Origin of the sequence: Streptomyces canus 299MFChir4.1 (assembly GCF_000383615.1) — a bacterium.
Lineage (GTDB): Bacteria > Actinomycetota > Actinomycetes > Streptomycetales > Streptomycetaceae > Streptomyces > Streptomyces canus_C.
Map to the genome: position 1 here is coordinate 234,352 of NZ_KB911582.1, position 22,149 is coordinate 256,500.

Annotated in this window: 21 protein-coding genes and 1 pseudogene; 11 read left to right on the top strand and 11 right to left on the bottom strand. The window is 71.5% G+C overall.

What is annotated here, in order from left to right:
- Positions 1-178: 178 nt before the first annotated feature.
- On the top strand, positions 179-1,561 hold the full coding sequence (locus H293_RS0101015; protein ID WP_020116021.1) for a hypothetical protein: 1,383 nt from the start codon (positions 179-181) through the stop codon (positions 1,559-1,561).
- 96 nt (positions 1,562-1,657) lie between these two features.
- On the top strand, positions 1,658-1,810 hold the full coding sequence (locus tag H293_RS59040; RefSeq protein WP_020116022.1) for a hypothetical protein: 153 nt from the start codon (positions 1,658-1,660) through the stop codon (positions 1,808-1,810).
- Between the two features lie 55 nt (positions 1,811-1,865).
- Here the strand turns inward: H293_RS59040 and H293_RS0101025 are convergent, their stop codons facing one another.
- Genes H293_RS0101025 through H293_RS0101035 form a run of 3 tightly spaced genes read right to left on the bottom strand, consistent with a single transcriptional unit; the run spans position 1,866 to position 4,857 of the window.
- Positions 1,866-2,864 carry a 3-oxoacyl-ACP reductase gene (locus tag H293_RS0101025; RefSeq protein ID WP_259294403.1) on the bottom strand — a complete coding sequence of 333 codons (999 nt, stop codon included), beginning with the start codon at positions 2,862-2,864 and terminating at the stop codon, positions 1,866-1,868.
- A 9-nt stretch (positions 2,865-2,873) separates the two neighbouring features.
- Positions 2,874-3,950 (bottom strand): Zn-dependent alcohol dehydrogenase, encoded by a 1,077-nt coding sequence (locus tag H293_RS0101030; protein WP_020116024.1) that lies wholly within the window; start codon positions 3,948-3,950, stop codon positions 2,874-2,876.
- 31 nt (positions 3,951-3,981) lie between these two features.
- Positions 3,982-4,857 carry a MaoC/PaaZ C-terminal domain-containing protein gene (locus H293_RS0101035; protein ID WP_020116025.1) on the bottom strand — a complete coding sequence of 292 codons (876 nt, stop codon included), beginning with the start codon at positions 4,855-4,857 and terminating at the stop codon, positions 3,982-3,984.
- A 352-nt stretch (positions 4,858-5,209) separates the two neighbouring features.
- Here H293_RS0101035 and H293_RS48885 point away from each other — a divergent pair, with 352 nt between their 5' ends.
- Together H293_RS48885 and H293_RS0101045 are read left to right on the top strand one after the other, a co-directional pair.
- A complete protein-coding gene (locus tag H293_RS48885; RefSeq protein ID WP_020116026.1) occupies positions 5,210-6,616 on the top strand; it encodes a sensor histidine kinase in 1,407 nt (468 codons plus the stop codon).
- 196 nt (positions 6,617-6,812) lie between these two features.
- On the top strand, positions 6,813-7,445 hold the full coding sequence (locus H293_RS0101045) for a response regulator transcription factor (protein WP_020116027.1): 633 nt from the start codon (positions 6,813-6,815) through the stop codon (positions 7,443-7,445).
- A 13-nt stretch (positions 7,446-7,458) separates the two neighbouring features.
- Here H293_RS0101045 and H293_RS0101050 read toward each other — a convergent pair whose 3' ends face one another.
- The 3 genes and pseudogenes from H293_RS0101050 to H293_RS0101060 form a co-directional block, all read right to left on the bottom strand.
- Positions 7,459-8,259, bottom strand: a complete 801-nt coding sequence (locus H293_RS0101050) for a hypothetical protein (RefSeq protein WP_020116028.1) — start codon at positions 8,257-8,259, stop codon at positions 7,459-7,461.
- The gene (locus H293_RS0101055; RefSeq protein WP_020116029.1) at positions 8,259-8,798 is read right to left on the bottom strand and encodes a SigE family RNA polymerase sigma factor; all 540 of its coding nucleotides are present in this window, start codon (positions 8,796-8,798) and stop codon (positions 8,259-8,261) included. The genes H293_RS0101050 and H293_RS0101055 overlap by 1 nt, the downstream gene beginning before the upstream one ends.
- A 51-nt stretch (positions 8,799-8,849) precedes the next feature.
- Positions 8,850-9,203 (bottom strand): annotated as a pseudogene (locus tag H293_RS0101060) (MFS transporter); the annotation flags it as partial.
- Positions 9,204-9,522: 319 nt separating this feature from the next.
- Between H293_RS0101060 and H293_RS0101065 the strand changes: the two are divergent.
- The 6 genes from H293_RS0101065 to H293_RS0101090 all read left to right on the top strand — a co-directional run bounded on the left by H293_RS0101065 (position 9,523) and on the right by H293_RS0101090 (position 15,386).
- A complete protein-coding gene (locus tag H293_RS0101065; protein ID WP_020116031.1) occupies positions 9,523-11,256 on the top strand; it encodes an MFS transporter in 1,734 nt (577 codons plus the stop codon).
- A 191-nt stretch (positions 11,257-11,447) separates the two neighbouring features.
- Positions 11,448-12,110 (top strand): class I SAM-dependent methyltransferase, encoded by a 663-nt coding sequence (locus H293_RS0101070; RefSeq protein ID WP_020116032.1) that lies wholly within the window; start codon positions 11,448-11,450, stop codon positions 12,108-12,110.
- 10 nt (positions 12,111-12,120) lie between these two features.
- A complete protein-coding gene (locus H293_RS0101075) occupies positions 12,121-13,023 on the top strand; it encodes an N-acetylmuramoyl-L-alanine amidase (RefSeq protein WP_020116033.1) in 903 nt (300 codons plus the stop codon).
- Positions 13,024-13,109: 86 nt separating this feature from the next.
- Positions 13,110-13,937, top strand: a complete 828-nt coding sequence (locus tag H293_RS0101080) for a DUF5336 domain-containing protein (protein ID WP_028807436.1) — start codon at positions 13,110-13,112, stop codon at positions 13,935-13,937.
- Positions 13,938-14,041: 104 nt separating this feature from the next.
- Entirely contained in the window at positions 14,042-15,052 is a 1,011-nt protein-coding gene (locus H293_RS0101085) for an LLM class F420-dependent oxidoreductase (RefSeq protein WP_020116035.1), read from the top strand.
- Between the two features lie 40 nt (positions 15,053-15,092).
- On the top strand, positions 15,093-15,386 hold the full coding sequence (locus H293_RS0101090; protein WP_028807437.1) for a hypothetical protein: 294 nt from the start codon (positions 15,093-15,095) through the stop codon (positions 15,384-15,386).
- 108 nt (positions 15,387-15,494) lie between these two features.
- On the opposite strand, the gene H293_RS0101095 is transcribed toward H293_RS0101090, so the two are convergent.
- The 3 genes from H293_RS0101095 to H293_RS0101105 are packed head-to-tail and all read right to left on the bottom strand — an operon-like array spanning position 15,495 to position 18,735.
- A complete protein-coding gene (locus tag H293_RS0101095; protein ID WP_020116037.1) occupies positions 15,495-16,565 on the bottom strand; it encodes a prenyltransferase/squalene oxidase repeat-containing protein in 1,071 nt (356 codons plus the stop codon).
- Positions 16,562-17,296 carry a class I SAM-dependent methyltransferase gene (locus H293_RS0101100; protein WP_020116038.1) on the bottom strand — a complete coding sequence of 245 codons (735 nt, stop codon included), beginning with the start codon at positions 17,294-17,296 and terminating at the stop codon, positions 16,562-16,564. Before H293_RS0101100 ends, H293_RS0101095 begins: the two co-directional genes overlap by 4 nt.
- Positions 17,290-18,735 (bottom strand): glycosyltransferase family 4 protein, encoded by a 1,446-nt coding sequence (locus H293_RS0101105; protein ID WP_020116039.1) that lies wholly within the window; start codon positions 18,733-18,735, stop codon positions 17,290-17,292. The genes H293_RS0101100 and H293_RS0101105 overlap by 7 nt, the downstream gene beginning before the upstream one ends.
- Before the next feature lie 182 nt (positions 18,736-18,917).
- Between H293_RS0101105 and H293_RS0101110 the strand changes: the two genes are divergently transcribed.
- Positions 18,918-19,598, top strand: a complete 681-nt coding sequence (locus tag H293_RS0101110; protein ID WP_020116040.1) for a TetR family transcriptional regulator — start codon at positions 18,918-18,920, stop codon at positions 19,596-19,598.
- A gap of 776 nt (positions 19,599-20,374) precedes the next feature.
- On the opposite strand, the gene H293_RS0101115 is transcribed toward H293_RS0101110, so the two are convergent.
- Together H293_RS0101115 and H293_RS0101120 are read right to left on the bottom strand one after the other, a co-directional pair.
- Positions 20,375-20,608 carry a ferredoxin gene (locus H293_RS0101115; protein WP_020116041.1) on the bottom strand — a complete coding sequence of 78 codons (234 nt, stop codon included), beginning with the start codon at positions 20,606-20,608 and terminating at the stop codon, positions 20,375-20,377.
- 6 nt (positions 20,609-20,614) lie between these two features.
- Positions 20,615-22,072: an aldehyde dehydrogenase gene (locus H293_RS0101120; RefSeq protein WP_020116042.1), complete on the bottom strand. Its 1,458-nt coding sequence runs from the start codon at positions 22,070-22,072 to the stop codon at positions 20,615-20,617.
- Positions 22,073-22,149: the final 77 nt, after the last annotated feature.

Genomic DNA, 22,149 nt, shown 5'->3' on the forward strand with positions numbered 1-22,149 from the left:
AACCTGTGCCGTCGGCCGACGGAACCCGGGCCCCGGGAACCCGTGCCCCGTCGAGCACAGTCGCCCCGGTTTCCTCAGGCGAATCGTTCCTGTGCCACCCCTTTGTGTGAAGGAGAAGCCTGCCCGTCCCACGCCCGTGCGTGCGAAAACTAGTTTCGTGACCGGAGGTGACCGGACGATGACGGCCTGTGCCATCGAACCCGCGGCGGCGAACGAGGAGAACGGGGAGAACGGGGAGAACGGGGAGAACGGGGACGGGGGGACCTCGCGGACGGAGCGCGCTATCACCGAGGACGGGGACACACCGCGGACTGAGCGCGTGATCACCGAGGACGGCGAGGGATCGTCCAGACCGCGGACCGAGTACGTGATCACCGAGGACGGCGGGATCCCGCGCACCGCATGCGTGATCACCGTCGACGGCTCCTACGCGGCCCGCCTCGCCCGCGACGGCGACTCCTGGTTCCCGGAGCGCTGGACCCTGGACGGCCCCGAGCCCTACGCGGTGCCGCTGCCCGGCAACCAGCCCGAGGAGCCCGGCACCGAGGTGCAGCCCATGGGCGACGGGCGGGTGCTGATCAGGCGGTTCGCGGACGGGCGGCACGCCTTCTCGCTGCTCTACCCGACCGCGCCCCGGACCGGCGAGCTGCCGCTGGGCGCGGTCGAGTGCCCGGACGAGGGGACCGTCCTACGGCTGCTGCCGCCGGCGCCGGGCGGCGAGAAGGCGTACGCCCTCGCCGTGGGCCCGCGCTCCAGTGCCGTGTGGCTGGTGGCGGGCGGCGCCTTCGGGCCGGAGCACGTCGCGCAGGTCCCGGGGCGCTGCTCGGGCGGGGTGTGGCTGGACCGATCCGGGCGGATGCTGGCCCTGGACCGGGAGACGGACGGGCGGACCAAGGCGGTCGTGGTCGATCTGGAGCGGGGCGGGGAGGTGTCGCCGCTGCTGCAGATCGCCGACGGCAGTGACGACCGGCTGCTGCTGGCCGACCCGGACAGCGGGCTGCTGCTGATCTCCTCGGACGCGCCGTCGCCGGGGCGGCCGCGGCTGGGCTGGGGGGTGCTGGGCAGCACGCTGCCGGTGCGCTTCCCGGAGTGCCTGCGGGTGCCGGACTGCGCACTGACACCGTTCGCGATCCAGCCGGGGCAGGTGCTGGTGCCGGAGAGCTGCGGGGTGGCGCTGCGCGTCGACGGGCCGATGGGCAGCTGGGTGGGCGTGTGGCGGCCCGCCGCCCGGCAGGTCCAGCATCTTCCGGCGCCCGGCGGGTGGCTGGCGGGGGCCGGGCTGTGGACCGAGGCCGGGGAGCTGCTCCTGCCGTACGCCACGGCGGACACGCCGTGCGGGGTGGCGCGGTGGGCGGCAGCCCCGGGGAGCGGGGCCCCCGCAGGGGAAGCGGAGGGTCCGGGGGGAACGGGGGCAACGGGGGCGGGGGACGCGGGCCCGGAGGGTTCGGAGGGCGGCGGCGGGAAGCTCGCGGGGGCGCCCGAACCGGACCCTCCGGAACCGGTCGTGGCCCGTCCTGTGCCCTTGCAGCAAGCCCCGTTGGGCAATCTTGTAACGAAGTAGTGCCGGTTGGCCCGGCCGCCTGGATTGGCCCTGTGGTGTGCCGGTTAAACTCGCCCCGCTGTAAGAAAGATCATGTTGACGGGGTGAATTACTTCCATGAGCGACGCCAGCACGAACCAGTCGACTGCCGACGTCCAGGAGTCCACGGGCCACGGTAAGCACCGGGGTCCGGTCTCGGTCCAGGACAGCGACACGGCCCCGCGTGGCCGTCACCGCAAGTCGGTCGAGCAGACCGAGGCCGCGGCCTGAGGTCAGACGGCGACACACGGCCCGCTCCTCGTCCGGGGAGCGGGCCGCTTCGCGTCTACTCCCGTTTGAGCCCCAGGACTTCGGCCGCCGCGAAGGTCTCCCCGGCCGGCCGCCGCGCGTAGTGCGGGGTGAGCAGCGCGTCCAGTTCGTCGTAGGTGAACGTGTCCTGCTTGCTGTCGAACTTGGCCTGTACCCGCGGCCGTTCGACCACGACGACCATTCCTCCGTGCACGACGAGCAGCTGGCCGTTGACACGCTCTGCGGCGGGTGAGGCCAAGTAGCCGACGAGCGGGGCGACATGCTCGGGGGCGAGGGGATCGAGCCCCGACTCGGGCTGCTCCAGGCCGGCGAAGACGTCCTCGGTCATCCGGGTGCGGGCACGCGGGCAGATGGCGTTGGCGGTCACGCCGTACTTGGCGAGCGCGAGGGCCGTCGAGGTGGTGAGTCCGACGATCCCGCCCTTGGCCGCCGCGTAGTTGGGCTGCCCCGCGGACCCGGCGAGGAACGCCTCCGAGGAGGTGTTCACGATCCGGCCGTAGACCGGCCCGCCCGCCGCCTTGGACCGCTCCCGCCAGTGCGCGGCCGCGAACCGGGTCGTGTTGAAGTGGCCCTTGAGGTGGACCCGGATCACCGCGTCCCATTCGCCCTCGGTCATGGAGAAGACCATGCGGTCGCGCAGGATGCCCGCGTTGTTGACGAGGATGTCGAGCTTGCCGAATTCGGCGATAGCCAACTCCGTGAGTTCACGCGCCTGTTGGTGGTCGGCCACGTCCCCGGTGTGGGCGACGGCCTGTCCGCCCGCGGCTCTGATCTCGTCGGCGACCTGCTCGGCGGGGCCCGCGGAGGCCTCGCCGGAACCGTCCCGGCCCGGTTGCCCGAAGTCGTTGACCACGACGGCGGCGCCGAGCCGGGCCAGCTCCAGCGCCTCCGCCCTGCCGAGCCCCCGGCCGGCGCCGGTGACGATCGCCGCGAGCCCATCGAGCGGCCGCGCCCCCGGTCGCGCCCCCGGCCGCACACCTGGTTGTGCCCCTGCCTGAGTCCCTGTCTGTGTCATACGGGGACCTCAGATCTCGATGCAGGTACGGAGTGAACTCCCCGTGCGCATCTGGTCCAGCGCCTCGTTGATCTCGCTCAGCGACACCCGGTGGGTGATCAGACCGTCCAGGTCGATGCGGCCGGCCCGCCACAGGGCGATGGTCCGCTCGTAGGAGCGCAGCACGTCCCCGCCGCCGTACAGGGAGGGCAGGATGCGCTTCTCGTCGAAGAACAGCTCGAACATGTTGAGCTGGAGGTTGTCGTCCATGGCGCCCGCGCCGACGACCACCAGGGTGCCACCGCGCCGGGTGGTCTCGTACGCCGTCCTCGCGGTCGCCGACTTGCCGACGACCTCGAAGACGTAGTCGAAGCCCTCGCCCGCGGTCACCTGCTGCTTGGCGTCGGCGAGTTCGTCCGGGGAGACGGCCCGGGTGGCCCCGAACCCCAGGGCGGCCTCGCGGCGCGAGGCGACCGGGTCGACGGCGACGATCTCGGCGGCGCCCTTGAGGCGGGCACCCTGGATGGCGGAGATGCCGACGCCGCCGCAGCCTATGACGGCGACCGACGAACCGGCCTCCACGTCCGCGGTGTTGAGCGCGGCCCCCAGTCCGGTGGTGACCCCGCAGCCGATCAGCGCCGCGATGTCGAAGGGCACGTCGTCGGGTATCGGCACCGCGCAGCCCGCGTCGACGACGACCTCCTCGGCGAAGGTGCCGGTGCCCGCGAAACCGAACACGTCCCCGCCGGGGCGCCGGAAGTTGGGGGTGCCCGCGTTCATGAACCCGGCCAGACACAGCTCGGTCTGCCCGCGCTTGCAGGCGGGACAGGCACCGCAGGCGGGCAGCCAGCAGACGACGACCCGGTCGCCCGCCTTCAAGTGGCTGACGCCCTCACCGACTTCGACGATCTCGCCCGCGCCTTCGTGTCCGGGCACGAAGGGCGCCGGCTGCGGGAGGACCCCGGCCATCGCGGACAGGTCCGAATGACACAGGCCGGTGGCCCGTATCCGGATCCGCACCCTGCCGGGTCCGAAGCCCACCGCCTCGACGTCCTCGAGGACTTCGAGCTTTTCCTGGCCGATCTCGTGCAGTACGGCTGCGCGCATGGTGCGGCTCCCCTCGTACGGCGTTGTGGGTTCAGGAGTGTTCGACGACGGTGTCGGCGAGGACGGGTGCGTCGTCGCGCTCCACGGCGCTGACGGCGACCCTGGTGGACTGCGGTGTGTGCCACATACGGATCCGCAGGGTCTCCCCCGGGTACACGACCCCGGCGAACCGGGTCACGTACGACCGCACACGGGTCACGTCCCCGCCGAGCAGTGTGTCGACGACCGCCTTGAGCGTGATGCCGTAGGTGCACAGCCCGTGCAGGATGGGCCGTTCGAACCCGGCGACCTTCGCGAACTCCGGGTCGGCGTGCAGCGGGTTCCAGTCGCCGGAGAGGCGGTAGAGCAGGGCCTGGTCCTCGCGGATGGGCCGCTCGACCGTCCGGTCGGGCTCACCGGCGGGGGGATCGAGGCGGGCTGAGGGGCCCCGGTCGCCGCCCCAGCCGCCCTCTCCGCGCACGAAGATCTGGGCGTCGTTCGTCCACAACGGGCCCTCGGCGTCCGCCACTTCGGTCCGCATGACCAGAACGGCCGCCTTGCCCTTGTCGTACACGGCGGCGATGCGGTGGGTGGCGGTCGCGGTGCCCTGGGCGGGAAGGGGGCGGTGGATGACCAGTGACTGACCGCCGTGCAGGACCTTGGCCAGATCGACCTCGATGCCGGGCATGGACAGGCCGCCGATCACTCCCGGCGATCCCGAGCCCGCGACCGTGGCGAAGCTCGGCAGGACGTGCAGCCGGGACTCGAGGGTGTAGCGCAGTTCGTCGGGGTCGGTGGCGGGGCTGGGTTTGTCGGGATGCGAGCCCGCCCCGATGCCGAGGTGGTAGAGCTGGACGTCCTTGGAGTTCCAGGAGATCTCGCCGGTCCGGGGTTCGGCGGCGAGGGCCTTGGCTGCGTCGATGGGCATACGGCTCCTGACAGGGGCTCGGTCAAGACCTCGGTACGGCCGTCCGCACCGTCGGCCGCACCGAGGTCGTCGCGGGCCGATCTAGAACGCGTTCCAGTCCGGCGCCCTCTGTATAGCCGAGCACAACGCACTTGTGAAGGCTCCTGACGGGGTGTCAGGTGGAGTGTCAGGCGGACCCGCCCGGGTGCCGGCACCGTGACATTTGTACTGCCCAAGTCCGTACACGCACATCTGCCGCGCGGAGTCCGCGATACGTAGCGTCGTCGGTATGGCAACAGGAGACACGAGCGGGTTCGTACGCTGTCCTGTCGTACCGGCGGCACGCCGGGCACCTCTGAGCGGAGGAACGGTCATGTTCTGGTCGCACAAGCTCTCGTGCCGCGTGGACGAGATCCGCGAGGGGGTCCGCGAGGCGCGGAAGCACCAGCGGTCCTACGAGGCGAACAAGCGGCGCCTCAACGCCGAGTACAAGGCGGCGCAGCAGGCCGGGGAGGTCCCCACGAAAGCCGGCCTGGGCAGCGGGTTCGGTCTGCTGCCCTGGCTCCTGATGGGGATGGGCGCCTTCTCCAACCTCTTCCAGGGCGAGGCCTCGAACCCCTGGATCGGCGGCCTCGGGCTGTTCACGTTCAACTCGCTCTACATCTACGTCGCCTTCCGCGCCTTCCGCAAGGAGACCCGGGAAGCGGTCTCCACACGGGTGGCGCTGGGGCTGTTGGGATTGGTCACCTGCGGTCTGGCGATGGGGTACGGCGGCAACTGGCTGCTGTTCTTCCCCCTGTTCGGGCTCGCGACGGGCGCGGTCGTGCGGCTGCCGCACCTGCGGTGGGTGAGTGCGGTCGTGACCGTCGTGGCCGGCGCGGCCTCCGTCTTCCGTGACGGCTGGGGCGGACTCGACACCGCGTACGCCACATGGATCTCCACGATGGTGACGGCCGCGATCATGTCCCTCTCCGAAGCGGTACGGCAGTTGCGGGAGGCCCGCGAGGAACTGGCCCGGCGCGCGGTCGAGGAGGAGCGGCTGCGCTTCTCCCGCGATCTGCACGACCTGCTCGGGCACACGCTGTCGGTGATCGTGGTGAAGTCGGAGGCGGCCCGGCGCCTCGCCCCACGCGACCTGGACGCGGCTCTCGTGCAGGTCTGCGACATCGAGTCGGTCGGCCGCCAGGCGCTCACCGAGATCCGTGAGGCGGTCACCGGCTACCGCGAGGGCAGCCTCAGCACGGACCTGGACCGGGCCACCTCTGCTCTGCGCGCCGCGGGGATCGAGCCCGTGGTCCACCGCTCCGGCCCCCCGCTCTCCGCCCGGACCGAGGCACTACTGGGGTGGGTGGTCCGCGAGGCGGTGACCAACGCGGTACGGCACAGCGGGGCGGAGCGCTGCGAGATCTCCGTGCGGGGCTCTGCGGAACGGGTACGGCTGCGCGTCTGGGACGACGGTCGGGCACCGGCTGGGGAGACGCCCGTCGCCGGGAGCGACGGCACGGAATCGACCACCCGGACCGGCGCGGGCACGGCACCGGTACCGGTACCGGCGGTGGCAACGCCGGGCATCGGCGGCACCGGTCTCAAGGGGCTCGCGGAGCGGCTGTCCGCGGCCGGTGGGTGGCTGGAGGCCGGGCCGGGGCCACGGGGCGGATTCGTGGTGCAGGCCGAGTTGCCGGTCGAGTCGGAGGAACCTGCGGGGTCCGAGGCTCCGGCCCGACCCGGGAACCCGGCGGCCACCGTGAGCGAGTCCCGGATCGGCGAAGCTGCCCGATGACACCGCACAGAGCCGCCCACACCGCCGGTCGGCCCGCCCGCTCCACCGGCCCGTCCCCCGGCTCCGCCGGTGCTGCGGTCCATTCCTCCGCTCCCCCGGTCCACTCTCCAGTTCTCAAGGATCAGGCGCGTCGGCGCAACACAGTCGCACCTCCTCCGCCTCCCGCCCCGCGCCCTACCCTTGGGCCGTGAACGAGATGCCCCGGGACCACCGGCCCGCCAGGTCCATCCGCGTGTTGCTCGCCGAGGACCAGCAGATGATGCGGGGGGCGCTCGCGCTGCTGCTCGGGATGGAACCGGACATCCAGGTCGTGGCCCAGGTCGCGGCGGGGGACGCGATCGTGGACGCGGTCCTCACGCACCGCCCCGACGTGGCGCTGCTCGACATCGAGCTGCCGGGGATGAGCGGTCTGGAGGCCGCCGCCGAACTGCGCGACCAGGCGCCGGACTGCCGGGTGCTGATCCTGACCACCTTCGGAAGACCTGGTTACCTGCGCCGGGCCATGGAGGCGGGTGCCGCGGGTTTCCTCGTCAAGGACGGTCCCGTCGAGGAGCTGGCCGCCTCGATCCGCCGGGTGCTGACCGGCGAGACCGTGATCGATCCCGCCCTCGCCGCGGCCGCCCTCAGTGCCGGCCCGAGCCCGCTCACCGCCCGTGAGTGCGATGTCCTCAGGGCCTCCACGGACGGCGCGACGGTGGCCGACATCGCCGACAGGCTCCACCTCTCCGAGTCCACCGTCCGCAACTACCTCTCCGCCGCCATCGGCAAGACCGGCACCCGCAACCGGATGGAGGCGGTACGGGCGGCCCGGCAGCAGGGGTGGCTGTGAGGCGGGCCGTGCCCTACTCGACCACCTCCGCCGACTTGTACTGCGTCCCCTTCGGCGCCAGGCACACGAACCAGTCGTAGGGGGAGCCCTCGACCCGGCGGATCGCCTGGACGTCGGTGCCGGTGCCGGTGCGGGCCCTGCCCACCACGGTCGCCGTCTCGTTGGTCCAGACGCAGTTGACGCGCTGGGCGGTCCTGGCGACGTAGCCGATGACGAGACGCACGTCCGCCTTGTCGTCGGGCTGGAGCGGGAGCGAACCGGACATGAGGTCCGTGCCGGTCATGGCGTCCGACTCGGGGACCGTGTTCTCCATGACCTTCGTCGTCCGGGCGCCGTAACCGCGGTAGACGAAGTAGGTGACCTTGCCGATCAGGTCGGAGGCCCTGTGGGCGTCCGGCGGGGTCTCGCCCCGCTTCGCCATGGCGGAGCGCTGGGACTCCGCCTGCCGCTCGTCCCGCGGGGCCGGCCACACGTCGATCAGGACCCGCCACCTGGTGCCCTGGTCGGTGCCGCTCGCCAGGGTGGTGCGCACCACCCTGGACGGGTCGGCGTCGGCCGCGACCGACGGCCGGGTCGCCGCCTGCCCGCCGTCCCCGCCCGGCAGCCCCGCCACCGCGAGCGTCGCCGAGGAGCCGGCGAGGACCAGTGCCGTGGCAGCGGCCACCGCCCAGCGGCGGGCCCGGCGCCTGCGACCGCCGCGGAGCACCGACTCGTAGGGGGCTATGCCGATCTCGACCTCGTCGGCGGCGTCGGCCAGCAGGAGGGCGATGTCGCTGTCACTCATGTCGTGGCTCTTCTCCCGGTCCGCGCTCATCACTTCCGCCCTCCCTGGGTCACCATGTCGGCCAGTCCGGGTATGGCGCGAAGTTTCGCGATCCCCTTGGCCGCGTTGCTCTTCACCGAGCCGACCGAGCAGCCCATCGCCTCGGCCGTCTGGGTCTCGGTCAGGTCCTCCCAGTACCGCAGGACCACCGCCTCCCGCTGTCGCGGCGGCAGCTGGGCCAGCGCCGTCATCAGGGCGCTGCGGTCGTCGGCCTGGGCGATGCGGTCACCGGTGTCGGCGACCTCGCGCACCAGACCCGAGTCGTCCCCCCGTGCCAGGAACTCCCTGAGCCGCCTGCGGTGCCTGCGCGCGTGCGCGTTGATCATCACGCGCCGTACGTACGCCTCCGGATCGTCCGCCGAGCCGACCCTGCGCCAGGCCACATAGACCTGTTCGAGGGTCGACTGGACCAGGTCCTCCGCGGCGTGCTGCTCCCCCGTGAGGAGAAATGCCGTCCGCATCAGCCGCGGCCAGCGGCCGATGACAAAGCTCTGGAACTCCTCGTCCCGAGCCTGTTTCCGATCCCCCATGGGCACCTCCTAGATGAATAAAGGAGTCCATGAGCGGCCCGGACCGTTGCCTCACCCGGCCGGGATTTTCCTCGGCAGCCACACCAGCATCAGCACGACCGCCCCGGCCAGCACGCCCGTCCCCACCCGGAACGCCAGCGCGTACCCCTCCGTCAGCGCCTCGGGGGAGTCCGCACCCCCCGTCCGGGCCGCCGCCAGCGTCGACAGGACCGCGAGCCCGAGCGAACCGCCCATCGTGCGCGAGGTGTTGACCATCCCCGACACCAGCCCGGCCTCCCCCGGTGCCGCCCCCGACGTGGCCAGCGAGGCGAGCGGGGTCGAGGCGAGACCCGCGCCCAGCATCATCAGGATCCCGGGACCCATGATCGAGGTGACGTAGCCGCCGTCCGAGGTCATCGTCGACCGGCCCGACGCGCTCATGCCCAGGTCGGCGCGGATGGAGGGCAGCGCCACGTTGACGACCGACACGTCGAGGACGACCAGGAACTGGCCCGCGCACGCCAGCACCACCACCAGTCAGGCGGGAGGCGTGGAGCGGACACGAGGGGGTCTGCGGGTGCCGTCAGCGGCTTCGAGCATGACGGTCATGGTCTCAATCCGCTCCGACTTCCCCAAGAGAACATAAAGAAATCGTTAGTACGCCGAAGCATCGGAATAGTTGCCCAGGCATACGTAGTTCAAGCTGCACGTAAGCCGATCTTCCAGGCCCGGAGGCCTCCCTCACATGACGCACACGCCGACAGACCAGCCCACCCGGAGAGCGTCCGGCGCTGTCGTCCCGGTGCTCGCCTTCGCGGGCATCGTGGTCGCGGTGATGCAGACCCTGCTCGTCCCGGTCATCAAGGACCTGCCGCAGCTGCTGAACACAGAGCCCAGCAACGCCACCTGGGTCCTGACGTCCACCCTGCTCTCGGGCGCCATCGCCACCCCGATCATGGGCCGCCTCGGCGACCTGTACGGCAAGCGCCGCATGCTCATCGTCAGCCTCGCCGTGATGGTCGTGGGCTCCCTGGTCAGCGCCCTCACCAGCGATCTGCTCACGATGATCGCTGGCCGCACGCTCCAGGGCTTCGCCATAGGCGCGATCCCCCTCGGCATCGGCCTGATGCGCGACATGCTGCCCCGCGAGAAGCTCGGCTCGGCCATGGCCCTGATGAGCTCCTCGATCGGCGTCGGCGGCGGACTCGCCCTCCCCCTCGCCGCCCTGATCGCCCAGCACGCCGACTGGCACGCCCTCTTCTACGTCGCCGCGGGCCTCGGCGCCCTCTCGATCGCCCTGACCCTCCTCGTCGTACCGGAGTCCCCCGCGCGCGCGGAGGGCACCTTCGACGTCCTGGGCGCGATCGGCCTCTCCACGGGTCTCGTACTCTTCCTCCTCCCGATCACCAAGGGCAGCGACTGGGGCTGGACCTCGGGCACCACGCTCGGCCTCTTCGCCGCCGCCGCGGTCGTCCTCCTCCTGTGGGGCTTCATGGAGCTGCGGGTCAAGGCCCCCCTGGTCGACCTGCGCACCACGGCCCGCCCTGCGGTCCTCTTCACCAACCTGGCGTCGATCATGGTCGGTGTCTCCTTCTACGTCGTCTCGCTCGTCCTTCCCCAGCTCCTCCAGCTCCCGAAGGCGACCGGCTACGGCCTCGGCCAGTCGATGGTCGTCGCGGGACTCCTGGTCGCTCCGCTGGGCCTGACGATGATGTTGACCGCGCCCGTGTACGCCCGGCTGTCGGCGAAGTACGGCCCCAAGGTCACCCTCATCCTCGGCATGGTGATCATCGCGATCGGCTACGGCGCCGGCCTGGGCCTCATGAGCGCGGCCTGGCAGAGCCTGGTCATCGCGGTGGTGCTGGGCGCGGGCATCGGTCTCGCGTACTCCTCTCTTCCCGCGCTGATCGTCGGCGCGGTGCCCGCGTCGGAGACGGGTGCGGCGAACGGCCTCAACACGCTGATGCGCTCCATCGGTACGTCCGTGTCGAGCGCCGTGATCGGGATGGTGCTGGCGAACACGGCGAACGACGTCGGGGGCGTCGCCGTTCCGACCATGCACGGGTTCCGGGTGTCCTTCCTCATCGCGACCGGTGCGGTGGCCGTCGGACTGCTGATGGCGCTGTTCCTGCCGAAGCCGAACCGTGCGCCGCAGCTGCGTGCGAGCAGCGAGGAGGACGCCGGAATCGAGCAGGCCGACGAGATGCTGAGGGGCTTCCGTGGCCGGGTCCTCGACTCCGCGGGCACGCCGGTCCCCCGGGCCAAGGTCACGTTGATCGATCGGCGGGGGCGGCAGGCGGGGGCAACCCTGTCCGGTGACGACGGCACATACGTCCTCACCGTCCCCGCCCAGGGCGCCTACGTCCTCGCCGCCCGCGCCACCGGCCACGGCCCCCTGGCCTCCTCGGCCACCCACGCGGGCGACGACCGCGCGATCGACCTCGACCTGGCCCTGCCGGGCGAGACGGTCACGGCCTGACCGCCCCGACCCACACCGCACCCCCGTCCCGGACCGAGGACGGGGGTGCGGTGCGTCGGGGGTGCGCGGGGGCCGTATCCCCCGCACACGGCCGACCGCCCCGCACTCCGCAACCGATCACCGAGCCGCCCACCACTGCGACACCCCCTCCCCCTTAGGCTGCCCGTACCGGACGACTGGAAGGAATCGCCATGGCCGTGGCTCCCAAGCCCGAGGTTCTCGCCGCTTTCGAGGGCGCGAAGGGGTTCATGCCCCTGGGTGAGGGGCTGGCGCTCTACGAGGCCGCTCTGGACGCCGGGCGGCTCGGGCTGCCGCTCCTGGAGGTCGGTACGTACTGCGGCCGGTCCGCGATCCTGCTGGCCGACGCCGCCCGCGAGGCCGGCGTCACCGCGCTGACCGTCGATCACCACCGGGGCAGCGAGGAGCAGCAGCCCGGGTGGGAGTACCACGACCCGGAGACCGTCGATCCCGAGCTCGGGCTGATGGACACGCTGCCCACCTTCCGCAGGACCTTCCACCGGGCCGGCCTGGAGGAGCACGTGGTCGCCCTGGTCGGACGCTCTCCCCAGATCGCCAAGATCTGGGGGTCCCCTCTCGGCCTGGTCTTCATCGACGGCGGCCACACCGACGAGCACGCGAACGCCGACTACGAGGGCTGGGCCCCGCACCTGGCCGAGGGCGGGCTGCTCGTCATCCATGACGTGTTCCCCGAGCCCGAGGACGAGTTCACCGGTCAGGCGCCCTACCGGATCTACCTCCGGGCCCTCGACTCCGGCGCCTTCACGGAGGTTTCCGCGACCGACTCGCTGCGGGTGCTGCGCCGGACGCGGGCGGGGACCCGGGAGCAAGGTTAGAGTCGCAGACGTGTCGTACGCAGGCCCTGAATTCGGTTCCCCCCAGCCCCGCCGCCCCCGGCGCCGCCCGCTGGCCGTCGCCCTCGCCGTGCTCGTGCCGGGCGCCCTGATCGGGTGGCTGGTCTACGGAGGTGTGAGCGGAGCGGCCGACGGCAACGGGACGGCGGCCGCCGCGAGTCCGCGGGCGAGCGCTCCGCCGACCGTCTCCTCCACCACCGCCGAGGACAAGAAGCCGCTCGGCTCGCTCCGGGGCAAGGTCGTCGTCATCGACCCCGGGCACAACCTCACCAACTTCCGGCACACGGCCGAGATCAACCGCAAGGTGGACATCGGTACGAACCGCAAGGAGTGCGACACGACGGGGACGTCGACCAACTCCGGTTACGCGGAGGCCAAGTTCACCCTCGACGTCGCCCACCGGCTGCGCACCCTGCTGGAGCGGCGGGGCGCGAGGGTGAAGCTGACGCAGGACGGCGACCGGCCCTACGGCCCCTGTGTGGACGAGCGGGCCAGGATCGGCAACCTGGCGAAGGCCGACGCCGTGGTGTCGATCCACGCGGACGGCGCGGGCGCCGGGCAGCGCGGCTACCACGTGATCCTTCCCGGCCGCGTCCACAAGGGCATCGCCGACACCCGCCGGATCGTCGCCCCGTCCGCCGAACTCGGCAAGCGCATCGCGCACGACTTCGGACGCGCGACGCACACCGCCCCCTCCAACTATGTCGGCCACGGCACCGGCCTCGACACCCGCACGGACCTGGGCGGCCTCAACCTGTCAAAGGTTCCCAAGGTGTTCATCGAATGCGCCAACATGCGCGACAGCAGGGACGCGGCCCTGCTCACGAGCGCGGCCTGGCGCCAGAAGGCCGCGCAGGGAATCTCTGAGGGAATCGTGAGTTTCCTGCACGGGTGACGATCTGGGCACGGATCCCGTCGTACGCTCCGCCCGGCCGGACGATAGGGTCTACCGACGACGAGACGACCTACGAAGGACTTGAAGTGAATATCCGCTCCCTCACTCGAGGCGACGGCGTGGTGATCGGTGCAGCGGTGTTGCTGTTCATCGCGTCGTTCCTTGATCTGTACTCGGTCGACGGAGTCTCCGACGACGCGGACCTGCCCAGTGCATGGGCGAGCGGTCCGGTCGTGATGGGGGTTGTTCTCGCGGGCATCATCGGCGCCGCCCTCGTCGTCGTGTCACGCAACCTGTCCCAACTCCCCAAGGTGGCGGGCCTCGACCTCGGCCAGGTCGGCACCGCGTTCACGGTCTTCGCCGCCTGGAGCGCGCTCGGGAACGTCTTCGACCCGCTGAGCGCCGCGGACTACGGCTCCAGTTCGGACACCGTCAGCGCCGGGGTCGGCCTGATCCTCGCTCTCGTCGCCACCCTGGTCATGGCCGCGGCCGCCGTCGCCACCCCGCTCGTCCCCGCCCTCCAGGCCGGCCTCGTCCCGGCCCCCAAGCCGCCCCAGCCGCAGCCCTACGGCGCCCAGCCGCCCGGTGGTTACGGCTACCCGGGCGCCCAGCCCCAGCAGCAGGGACAGCAGCCGTACGGCGGTCAGCCGCAGCCGGGGCAGCCCTTCGGCGCCCAGCCGCAGCCCCAGGCGCAGGCCCCGCAGCCGCCGGCCGCGGAGTTCTCGCCGTTCTGGTTCGCGGTGCCGGTGCCGCGTCCGCTGTTCGCGGAGGACGGTTCGCCGACGCCGATCGCCGAACTCGCGCCGGGTACCTGGTACCTGGCGGTCGAGCAGCGCGGTCCGGCTCTGGTCGCCCAGACGCAGGACGGCCGCCGTGGCGTGCTCCAGGACACCAGCGGCATCCAGCGCGGCTGAGCCCTTCCAGGTCGTAGGACGGCCCCTCGCCCTTCCGGGCGGGGGGCCGTTGCCGTACATTCGCGAGCGGCCACCGGAGAACTGACAGTCCGTCAGGAGGCGTCGTGCGACTCGGCCTTGCGCTCGGCTACTGGGGCCGTGGCCCCTCCCCCGACCATGTGCCGCTGGCCCAGGAGGCGGAGCGGCTCGGCTATCACTCGGTGTGGACGGCCGAGTCGTGGGGTTCGGACGCTTTCACCCCGCTCACCTGGATCGCGGCGCGGACGTCAACGATCGGGCTGGGTACGGCGGTTGCGCAGATGGCGGCCCGGTCGCCGACCACGACCGCCATGCACGCCCTCACCCTGGACCATCTCTCCGGCGGGCGGGTCATGCTCGGGCTCGGACTGTCCGGGCCGCAGGTCGTCGAGGGCTGGTACGGCCGTCCGTTCCCCAAGTCGCCGCTGACCGCGACCCGGGAGTACGTCGACGTCGTACGGCAGGTGCTGAGACGTGAGGCGCCGGTCGAGGTGAACGGCCGCTTCCACTCGCATCCCTACCAGGGCCCGGACGGCACCGGGCTCGGCAAGGCGCTGAAGCCGATCACCCATCCCCTGCGCGCCGATCTGCCGATCCTGCTGGGCGCCGAGGGTCCGAAGAACGTCGCCCAGACCACCCGGATCGCCGACGGCTGGCTGCCGCTGTACTGGTCGCCGAACCGGCCCGAGGTCTACGGGGACGCGCTCGCCGAGGCCCCGGAGGGCTTCCTCGTCGCCCCCATGGCCCAGGTGCGGGTCTGCGACGACGTGGCCGAGGGGCTGCTGCCGGTCAAGACGATGCTCGGCTTCTACATCGGCGGGATGGGCCACGCGGCCCGCAACTTCCACGCCGACCTGATGGCCCGTATGGGATACGAGGACGAAGCCCGCAGGATCCAGCGGCTGTTCCTCGAAGGCCGTCGCGAGGAGGCCGTGCTCGCCGTGCCGGACGCGTTCGCCGACGAGATCTCCCTGGTCGGCCCGCGCGAACGCATCGCGGAGCGGCTGGAGTCGTGGCGCAAGGGTCCGGTGACGGACCTGCTGGCACTGGCCCCGGACCGGCAGTCGCTGCGGGTGCTGGCGGAGCTCAACGCGTGACGCCAGGTTTCGCCGGAGAAATCGCGGCCATTCGAACACCATGTCCACTCATACGCGCCGTGGTGCCAATTCAGCCGGGACGGTCATAGCGGTCGTCGCCGACATCATGGCCCTCATCCTGGGCCTGTGGATCCTGATGTACCTGCTGGACGCCAACCGTGCGAACGACTTCGTGCAGTTCATCCACGATGCCGCTCGCTGGCTCGCCGGCTGGTCCTACGACCTCTTCACCTTCGACGAGGCCTGGGCCCGGGTCGTCGCGGGCTACGGCCTGGCAGCGGTGGTCTACCTGTTCGTGGGCCACGCCATCGCCAACCGGGCCCACCGCCACTGAGCGCTCCGCTTGGGGGTGCCGCTGGGGTGCCGTCATCGTCTGCGGCGCCGTCGTGGCTGGTCGCGCAGTTCCCCGCGCCCCTGCAGGGCGAGACCGGACCGCGCGGCCTCAGGCGCAGCGGTCCGGATCCAGCCCCAGTGGCAGACGATCTCCGGCGAACACCGCGCAGGTGGCCTCGTGGCCGCCCAGCGCGGCGACGGCGAGCAGCAGTGACCCGGCGGTCCAGGTGGTCAGCTCCTGTGGCCACACCGCCCCGTCCTCGAACACGTACCCGGTCCAGTACAGGCCGCTGTCCGCGTCCCGCAGATGCTGGATCGACTGGAGGATCTCCAGGGCCCGGTCGGACTCGCCCATGACCCACAGGGCCAGCGCGAGTTCGGCCGACTCCCCGCCCGTGACCCACGGGTTGGGGACGACACAGCGGACGCCGAGACCGGGTACGACGAACCGCTCCCAGCCGTCCTCGATACGGGACTTGGCCTCCGCACCGGTCAACGCCCCGCCCAGGACCGGGTAGTACCAGTCCATGGAGTAGCGGTCCTTGTCGAGGAAGCGTTCGGGGTGCCGGCGGATCGCGTGCCGCACCGCGCCGACCGCCAACTCCCAGTCGGGCTGCGGCTCTTCGCGCTGTTCGGCGATCGCGAGCGCGCACCGCAGCGCGTGGTGGATGGAGGAGGAGCCGGTGAGCAGCCCGTCGGTGACGGGCCTGCCGTCGTCCTCCCGCTTCCACCCGATCTGCCCGCCGGGCTGCTGGAGTTCCAGGACGAACTCCATCGCCGCGTACACCGTCGGCCACATCCGGTCGAGGAACGTGTCGTCGCCGGTGGAAAGGTAGTGGTGCCAGACTCCTACGGCTACGTAGGCGACGAAGTTGGTCTCGCGCCCGCGGTCGGTGACGTCCGCGAAGTGCCCGTCCTGGTACGCGGCGTACCAGGAACCGTCCTCGTTCTGGTGCCGTGCGAGCCACTCGTAGGCGCGCTCGGCCGCCTCGTGCTCGCCCGCCGCGTCCAGGGCCATCGCGGCCTCGGTGTGGTCCCACGGGTCGAGGTGGTGCCCGCGGAACCACGGGATCGCCCCGTCCTCCCGCTGCACGGCCAGGATGCCTGCGACGGTCGCGGCGGCCTGCTCGGCGGTGAGGACCCCGGGCAGGACGAGGTGTTCTGTCCGGGGGGTCGTCACTTGGCGTCCACCCGGGGGAGGTGCGGCTTGGTCGCGTAGGCCACGAAGCTCTTGCCGATCAGCGGGTTCAGCGCCTGCTCGGCGACCCGGGTGGCCAGCGGTTTCTTCATGATGTCCCAGACCAGCAGCTTGTGGTACGCCTGCACCGGCAGCGCCTTGTCGTTGTCGACGCCGAAGGCGCACTTCAGCCACCAGTACGGGGAGTGCAGGGCGTGCGCGTGGTGGGTGCCGTAGGGCTTCAGGCCGGCCTCGCGTATCTTCGCGAGCAGTTCGTCCGCCTTGTAGATGCGGATGTGGCCGCCCTCGACCTCGTGGTAAGCGTCGGACAGGGCCCAGCAGACCTTCTCGGGGCCGTAGCGCGGGACGGTGACGGCGATCCGGCCGCCGGGCTTCAACACCCGGACCATCTCGGCGAGTACGCCCTTGTCGTCGGGGATGTGCTCCATCACCTCGGAGATGATCACGACGTCGAAGGACTCGTCGGGGAAGGGGAGGGCCAGCGCGTCGCCCTCCATCGCCGTCGCGGTGGCACCCTCGGGGGCCTCCCCGGCCTCCTTCATCGCCGCGAACCACTTGGCGACCTCGCGGATCTCGTCGGCGTTCTGGTCCAGGGCCACGACCTGCGCGCCGCGCCGGTAGCACTCGAAGGCGTGCCGGCCGGCCCCGCACCCGAGGTCCAGGACGCGGTCACCCGGCGCGAGCGGGAACCTGGAGAAGTCGACGGTCAGCACGTGGCCCTGCTTTCGGGATAGAGACCGGTGTCAGTGGTGGGGGCTGCGGGGGCAGCGGTCTTCGAGGAGGCGACGGCGGACATGGCGCCGTTCGAGGGCGCCGGGGGCGCCGGGGCGGTGTCGGCACCTGTGCCTGTCGGGGCGTCGGCCATCGCCTCTCGGTATCTGGTGACCGTTCCCTCGGCGGCGCGTGCCCAGGTGAAGCGGGCGAGGACGCGCTCGCGTCCCGCCGCCCCGAGCCGTGCCCGCAGGTCCGGGTCGCCCAGCAGTCGGCTCAGCGCCACCGCCAGGGCGCCGGAGTCGCCCGGCGGTACCGCGAGGCAGGTCTCGCCGTCGCGGCCGGCGACCTCGGGGATCGCGCCGCCCGTGGTGGCGACCAGCGGGGTGCCGGTCGCCATGGCCTCGGCGGCCGGCAGGGAGAAGCCCTCGTAGAGCGACGGCACGCAGGCGACCTCCGCCGAGCGGACCAGGTCCACCAGTTCGGCGTCCGAGATGCCCTTGACGAACTCGACGGCACCTTCGAGGCCGTAGCGCTCGATCGCGGCGGCGACCGGGCCCTCCGTGGGCCGCTTGCCCACGACGACCACGTGGGCCCCGGGGTGTTCCGTGCGCACCTTCGCCAGTGCCTCGACGAGGAAGACCAGGCCCTTGAGGGGGACGTCCGCGCTGGAGGTGGTGACGATCCGGCCCGGGACCACGGGGACCGACGGATCCGGCGAGAACTGGTCGGTGTCGGCGCCGATGTGGACGACGTGGATGCGGTCGTCGCGGACGCCGAGGTGGTCGACGATCTCCTGCCGCGAGGTGCCGGAGACGGTGAGCACGGACGGCAGCCGGCGGGCCACCCGCTTCTGCATGCGCGTGAAGGAGTACCAGCGGCGCTTGGACAGCCGCTGCTGCCAGCTCTCGGCCGCGTCCAGCTCCAACTGCCGGTCCACGGTGATGGGGTGGTGGATGGTGGTCACCAGCGGCGCGCCCACGTCGCCCAACAGGCCGTAGCCGAGGGTCTGGTTGTCGTGGATCACGTCGAACTCACCGCTGCGGGCCCGGAGATGGCGTCGGGCCCGCAGGGAGAAGGTCAGCGGCTCAGGGAAGCCGCCGGTCCACATCGTGGCGACTTCGAGGGCGTCGATCCAGTCCCGGAACTCGTCGCGCCGCGGGGTGCGGAAGGGGTCCGGGGAGCGGTAGAGGTCCAGGCTCGGCAGCTCGGTCAGGCTCAGGCCGTCGTAGCCCGGGTCGAGGACCGGGTAGGGCTGGGAGCCGATGACCTCGACGCGGTGGCCGAGGCGGGCCAGTTCACGCGAGAGGTGCCGTACATAGACGCCCTGCCCGCCGCAGAACGGGTTCCCTTTGTAGGTGAGGAGCGCGATACGGAGCGGTCGCTCGCCGTCGGCGGCCGGGTCCTTCGAGGGCCCGGCCTGACTGGCCTCAGCGGTCACTCTGGGCCCCCTTCTGCCTGCACTGTCCCGCGAGATTACGACGAGACGGTAATCTAGAACAAGTTTCAGACTTGATCGTTCAGGAGGCTCTGAATCTACCGGCAGGTAGGGGTCCTGTGAGCGGTGGATCAGGTGATTCACGCCACGAACGCCGCGACCGCGCCACGGCCCGGCACCCTGCCATGCTGTGTGATCGCGAGCCCTCACGGACCGTCACGGAACCCAAGGTGGACAAGGTGGCCAAGTCGGCCGGAGTGGAAGCCAGTACCGCACGACCCGACGCGCCGGCGCTGACCGAGCGGCAGGAGGCCCGGCGCCGCCGCATCCTGCACGCGAGCGCGCAGTTGGCGAGCCGGGGCGGGTTCGACGCGGTGCAGATGCGGGAGGTCGCGGAGTCCTCACAGGTGGCGCTCGGCACCCTCTACCGTTACTTCCCCTCCAAGATCCACCTGCTGGTCGCCACCATGCAGGACCAGCTGGAACACATGCACGGCACGCTCCGCAAGAAGCCGCCGCAGGGCGAGACGGCCGCCGAGCGGGTCGCGGAGACCCTGATGCGGGCCTTCCGCGCCCTCCAGCGTGAACCGCACCTGGCCGACGCGATGGTCCGCGCGCTGACCTTCGCGGACCGCAGCGTGAGCCCGGAGGTCGACCAGGTCTCCCACCAGACCACGTTGATCATCCTGGACGCCATGGGCCTCGCGGACCCGACGCCCGAGCAGCTCTCCGCGGTCCGCGTCATCGAGCACACCTGGCACTCGGCGCTGATCACCTGGCTCTCGGGCCGCGCCTCCATCGCCCAGGTGAAGATCGACATCGAGACGGTGTGCCGCCTGATCGACCTCACCGAACCGCGGCCCTGAGAAAACAGGCCCCGCCCGAACCGGGGTCCCGCCGAGCCCGCCCGAACCGCGGTCCCGAGGAAATCGGTCCTGCCGGAACCAGGGTCCCGCCGAACCCGCCCGAACCGCGGTCCCGAGGAAACCGGTCCTGCCGGAACCAGGGTCCCGAAAGAACCAAGCCCGCCGGAACCGGGGTCCCACCGAACCCGGCCCCGCACAAAAACCGGCCCCTCCGAACCACAGTCCCGAGGAAACCGAGCCCGCCCGAACCGCGGCGCCGGGAAAACCGGGCCCGCCCGAACCGCGGTGCCGGGAAAACCGGGCCCGCTTGAACCGGGGTCCCACCGAACCCGGCCCCGCACGAACCAGTCCCACCGGCACCGGGCTCCCACCGAACCCGGCACGGTCCTGACCGAACCCGCCCCGCCCGAACCCCAGGCCCGCCCGGACCCCGGCCCTCGCCGAACCCAGCCCAGCCCCGCCCGGGCCCCCGGACCCGCTCGAACCCGGGCCCAACCACCCCTCCCCGCCTCCAACCGACGGCCACAAGGAATGACCTACGAGACGGGTTCCCTTCGCCGGCATGGTCCGGATCAGGTCCTGGAGGTCGCCGTCGAGTCTTCCCGCTGCTCTCCGGCCTCTCAGCCCGACCGTCGACGTCGGCCCCGGCGGAAACCTTCGCATCTCGCCCGAGTCGGCTACTCCGGTTGGACTCCCTCACTCGTCTCGTAGGCCTACGTCCAGAATAGAACGCACGTCCGGGAATGAAACCTCTCAAACCGTGTTTTTCCCGGGCCCTACTCCTCCGGCGGGAACACCGACTCCCCGCTCCCCAGCAGCCTGATCATGATGGCCTCCACCGGGCAGTTCTCCGCCGCCGCCAGGACCTTCTCGTTGGCGTCGGTCTCCGGGTCGGCAGGGTGGGACTGACGGGCGGTGTCCAGGCGGAAGCCCTCGGGGGCGGCGTGCACGCACTGCGCGGAGCCGATGCACAGGGAGCGGTCGACCTCGACGAGCCAGCGGTCTCCCATCGCCGCTCACGCCTCCCAGCCGGCCGGAAGATGGATCATCTTGTGCTCCAGGTACTCGCCGTATCCCTCCGGACCGAACTCCCTTCCCAGGCCGGAGTTCTTGTAGCCGCCGAACGGGCCGAGCATGTCGAGGCTGAAGGTGTTGACGGAGTAGGTGCCGGTACGGACCTGGCGGGCCACCTCGATCCCGCGCTCGACGTCGGCCGTCCACACGCTGCCGGAGAGGCCGTAGTCCGAGTCGTTGGCGATCTTCACGGCCTCGGACTCGTCGCCATAGGGAAGCAGGCAGATCACCGGGCCGAAGATCTCCTCGCGCGCGATCCGCATCGAGTTGTCGACGTCCCCGAAGAGCGTCGGTTCGACGTACCAGCCGCGGTCCAGGCCGGCCGGGCGCCCGCCGCCGGTGAGGATCTTGGCGCCCTCCTCCTGGCCGATCCTGATGTAGTCGAGGTTGCGGCGCTGCTGGCGTTCGGCGACCAGGGGGCCGACCTGGGTGGCGGGGTCGAGCGGGTCGCCGACGACCAGTGAACTCGCCGCCGCGGCAAGGGCCTCGGCGAACTCGTCGTAGCGGGAGCGGGGCAGCAGGATGCGGGTCTGGGCCACGCAGGCCTGTCCGTTGTTCATCCAGGCGGACGGGACGATCCCGGCGACGGCCGCCTCGACGTCCGCGTCCGGCAGGACCACGGCCGCCGACTTGCCGCCCAACTCCAGCGTCACGCGCGTGAGGTTGCGGGCGGCGACCTCCATCACGCGCTTGCCCGCGCCCACCGACCCGGTGAAGGAGACCTTGTCGATCCCCGGGTGCCCGACCAGGTACTCACTGACCTCGCGGTCGGCCGGGAGGATGGACAGGACACCCTCGGGCAGCCCGGCCTCCTTGGTGATCTCGGCCAGGATGTAGGCGTCCAGCGGCGACTCGGGCGACGGCTTGAGCACCACCGTGCAGCCGGTGAGCAGCGCGGGCGCGAGCTTGGCGGCGGCGACGAACTGCGGGACGTTCCAAGGGACTACGGCCGCCACGACCCCTACCGGCTCGCGGCGCACGAGGATGCGGCCGAGGACTCCGTCGCGCTGCTCCTCGTAGGTGAAGTTCCGGGCGACCGTGATCGCGGAGTCCCAGACCATCATCGCGCCGAGGGCCTGCGCGAGGACGCTCCAGGAGTACGGCGAGCCGTTCTCGGAGGAGATCACGCGGGCGATCTCCTCGTGCCGTATCGCGATGGCGTCCTTGATGCGGGTGACGACCTCGATGCGCTCGTCGAGGGACATCCGCGGCCAGGGCCCCTCGTCGAAGGCGGTGCGGGCGGCGGCGACCGCCGCGTCCACGTCCGCGCGCGAGGCGTGCGGCACTCGTCCGATGACCTCCTGGGTGTGCGGGGAGATCACCTCGATGACGTCCTCACCCAGGGGGTCGGTCAACTCCCCGCCGATGAACAGCTGTCCGTGTTCCACGAGCTCGGCCATGGCGAACGCCTCCCAGGGCGGCTTGCTGACGAACCATCAGATACGGAACTGATACCAGTTCCCCTCCGAGGAGTCCA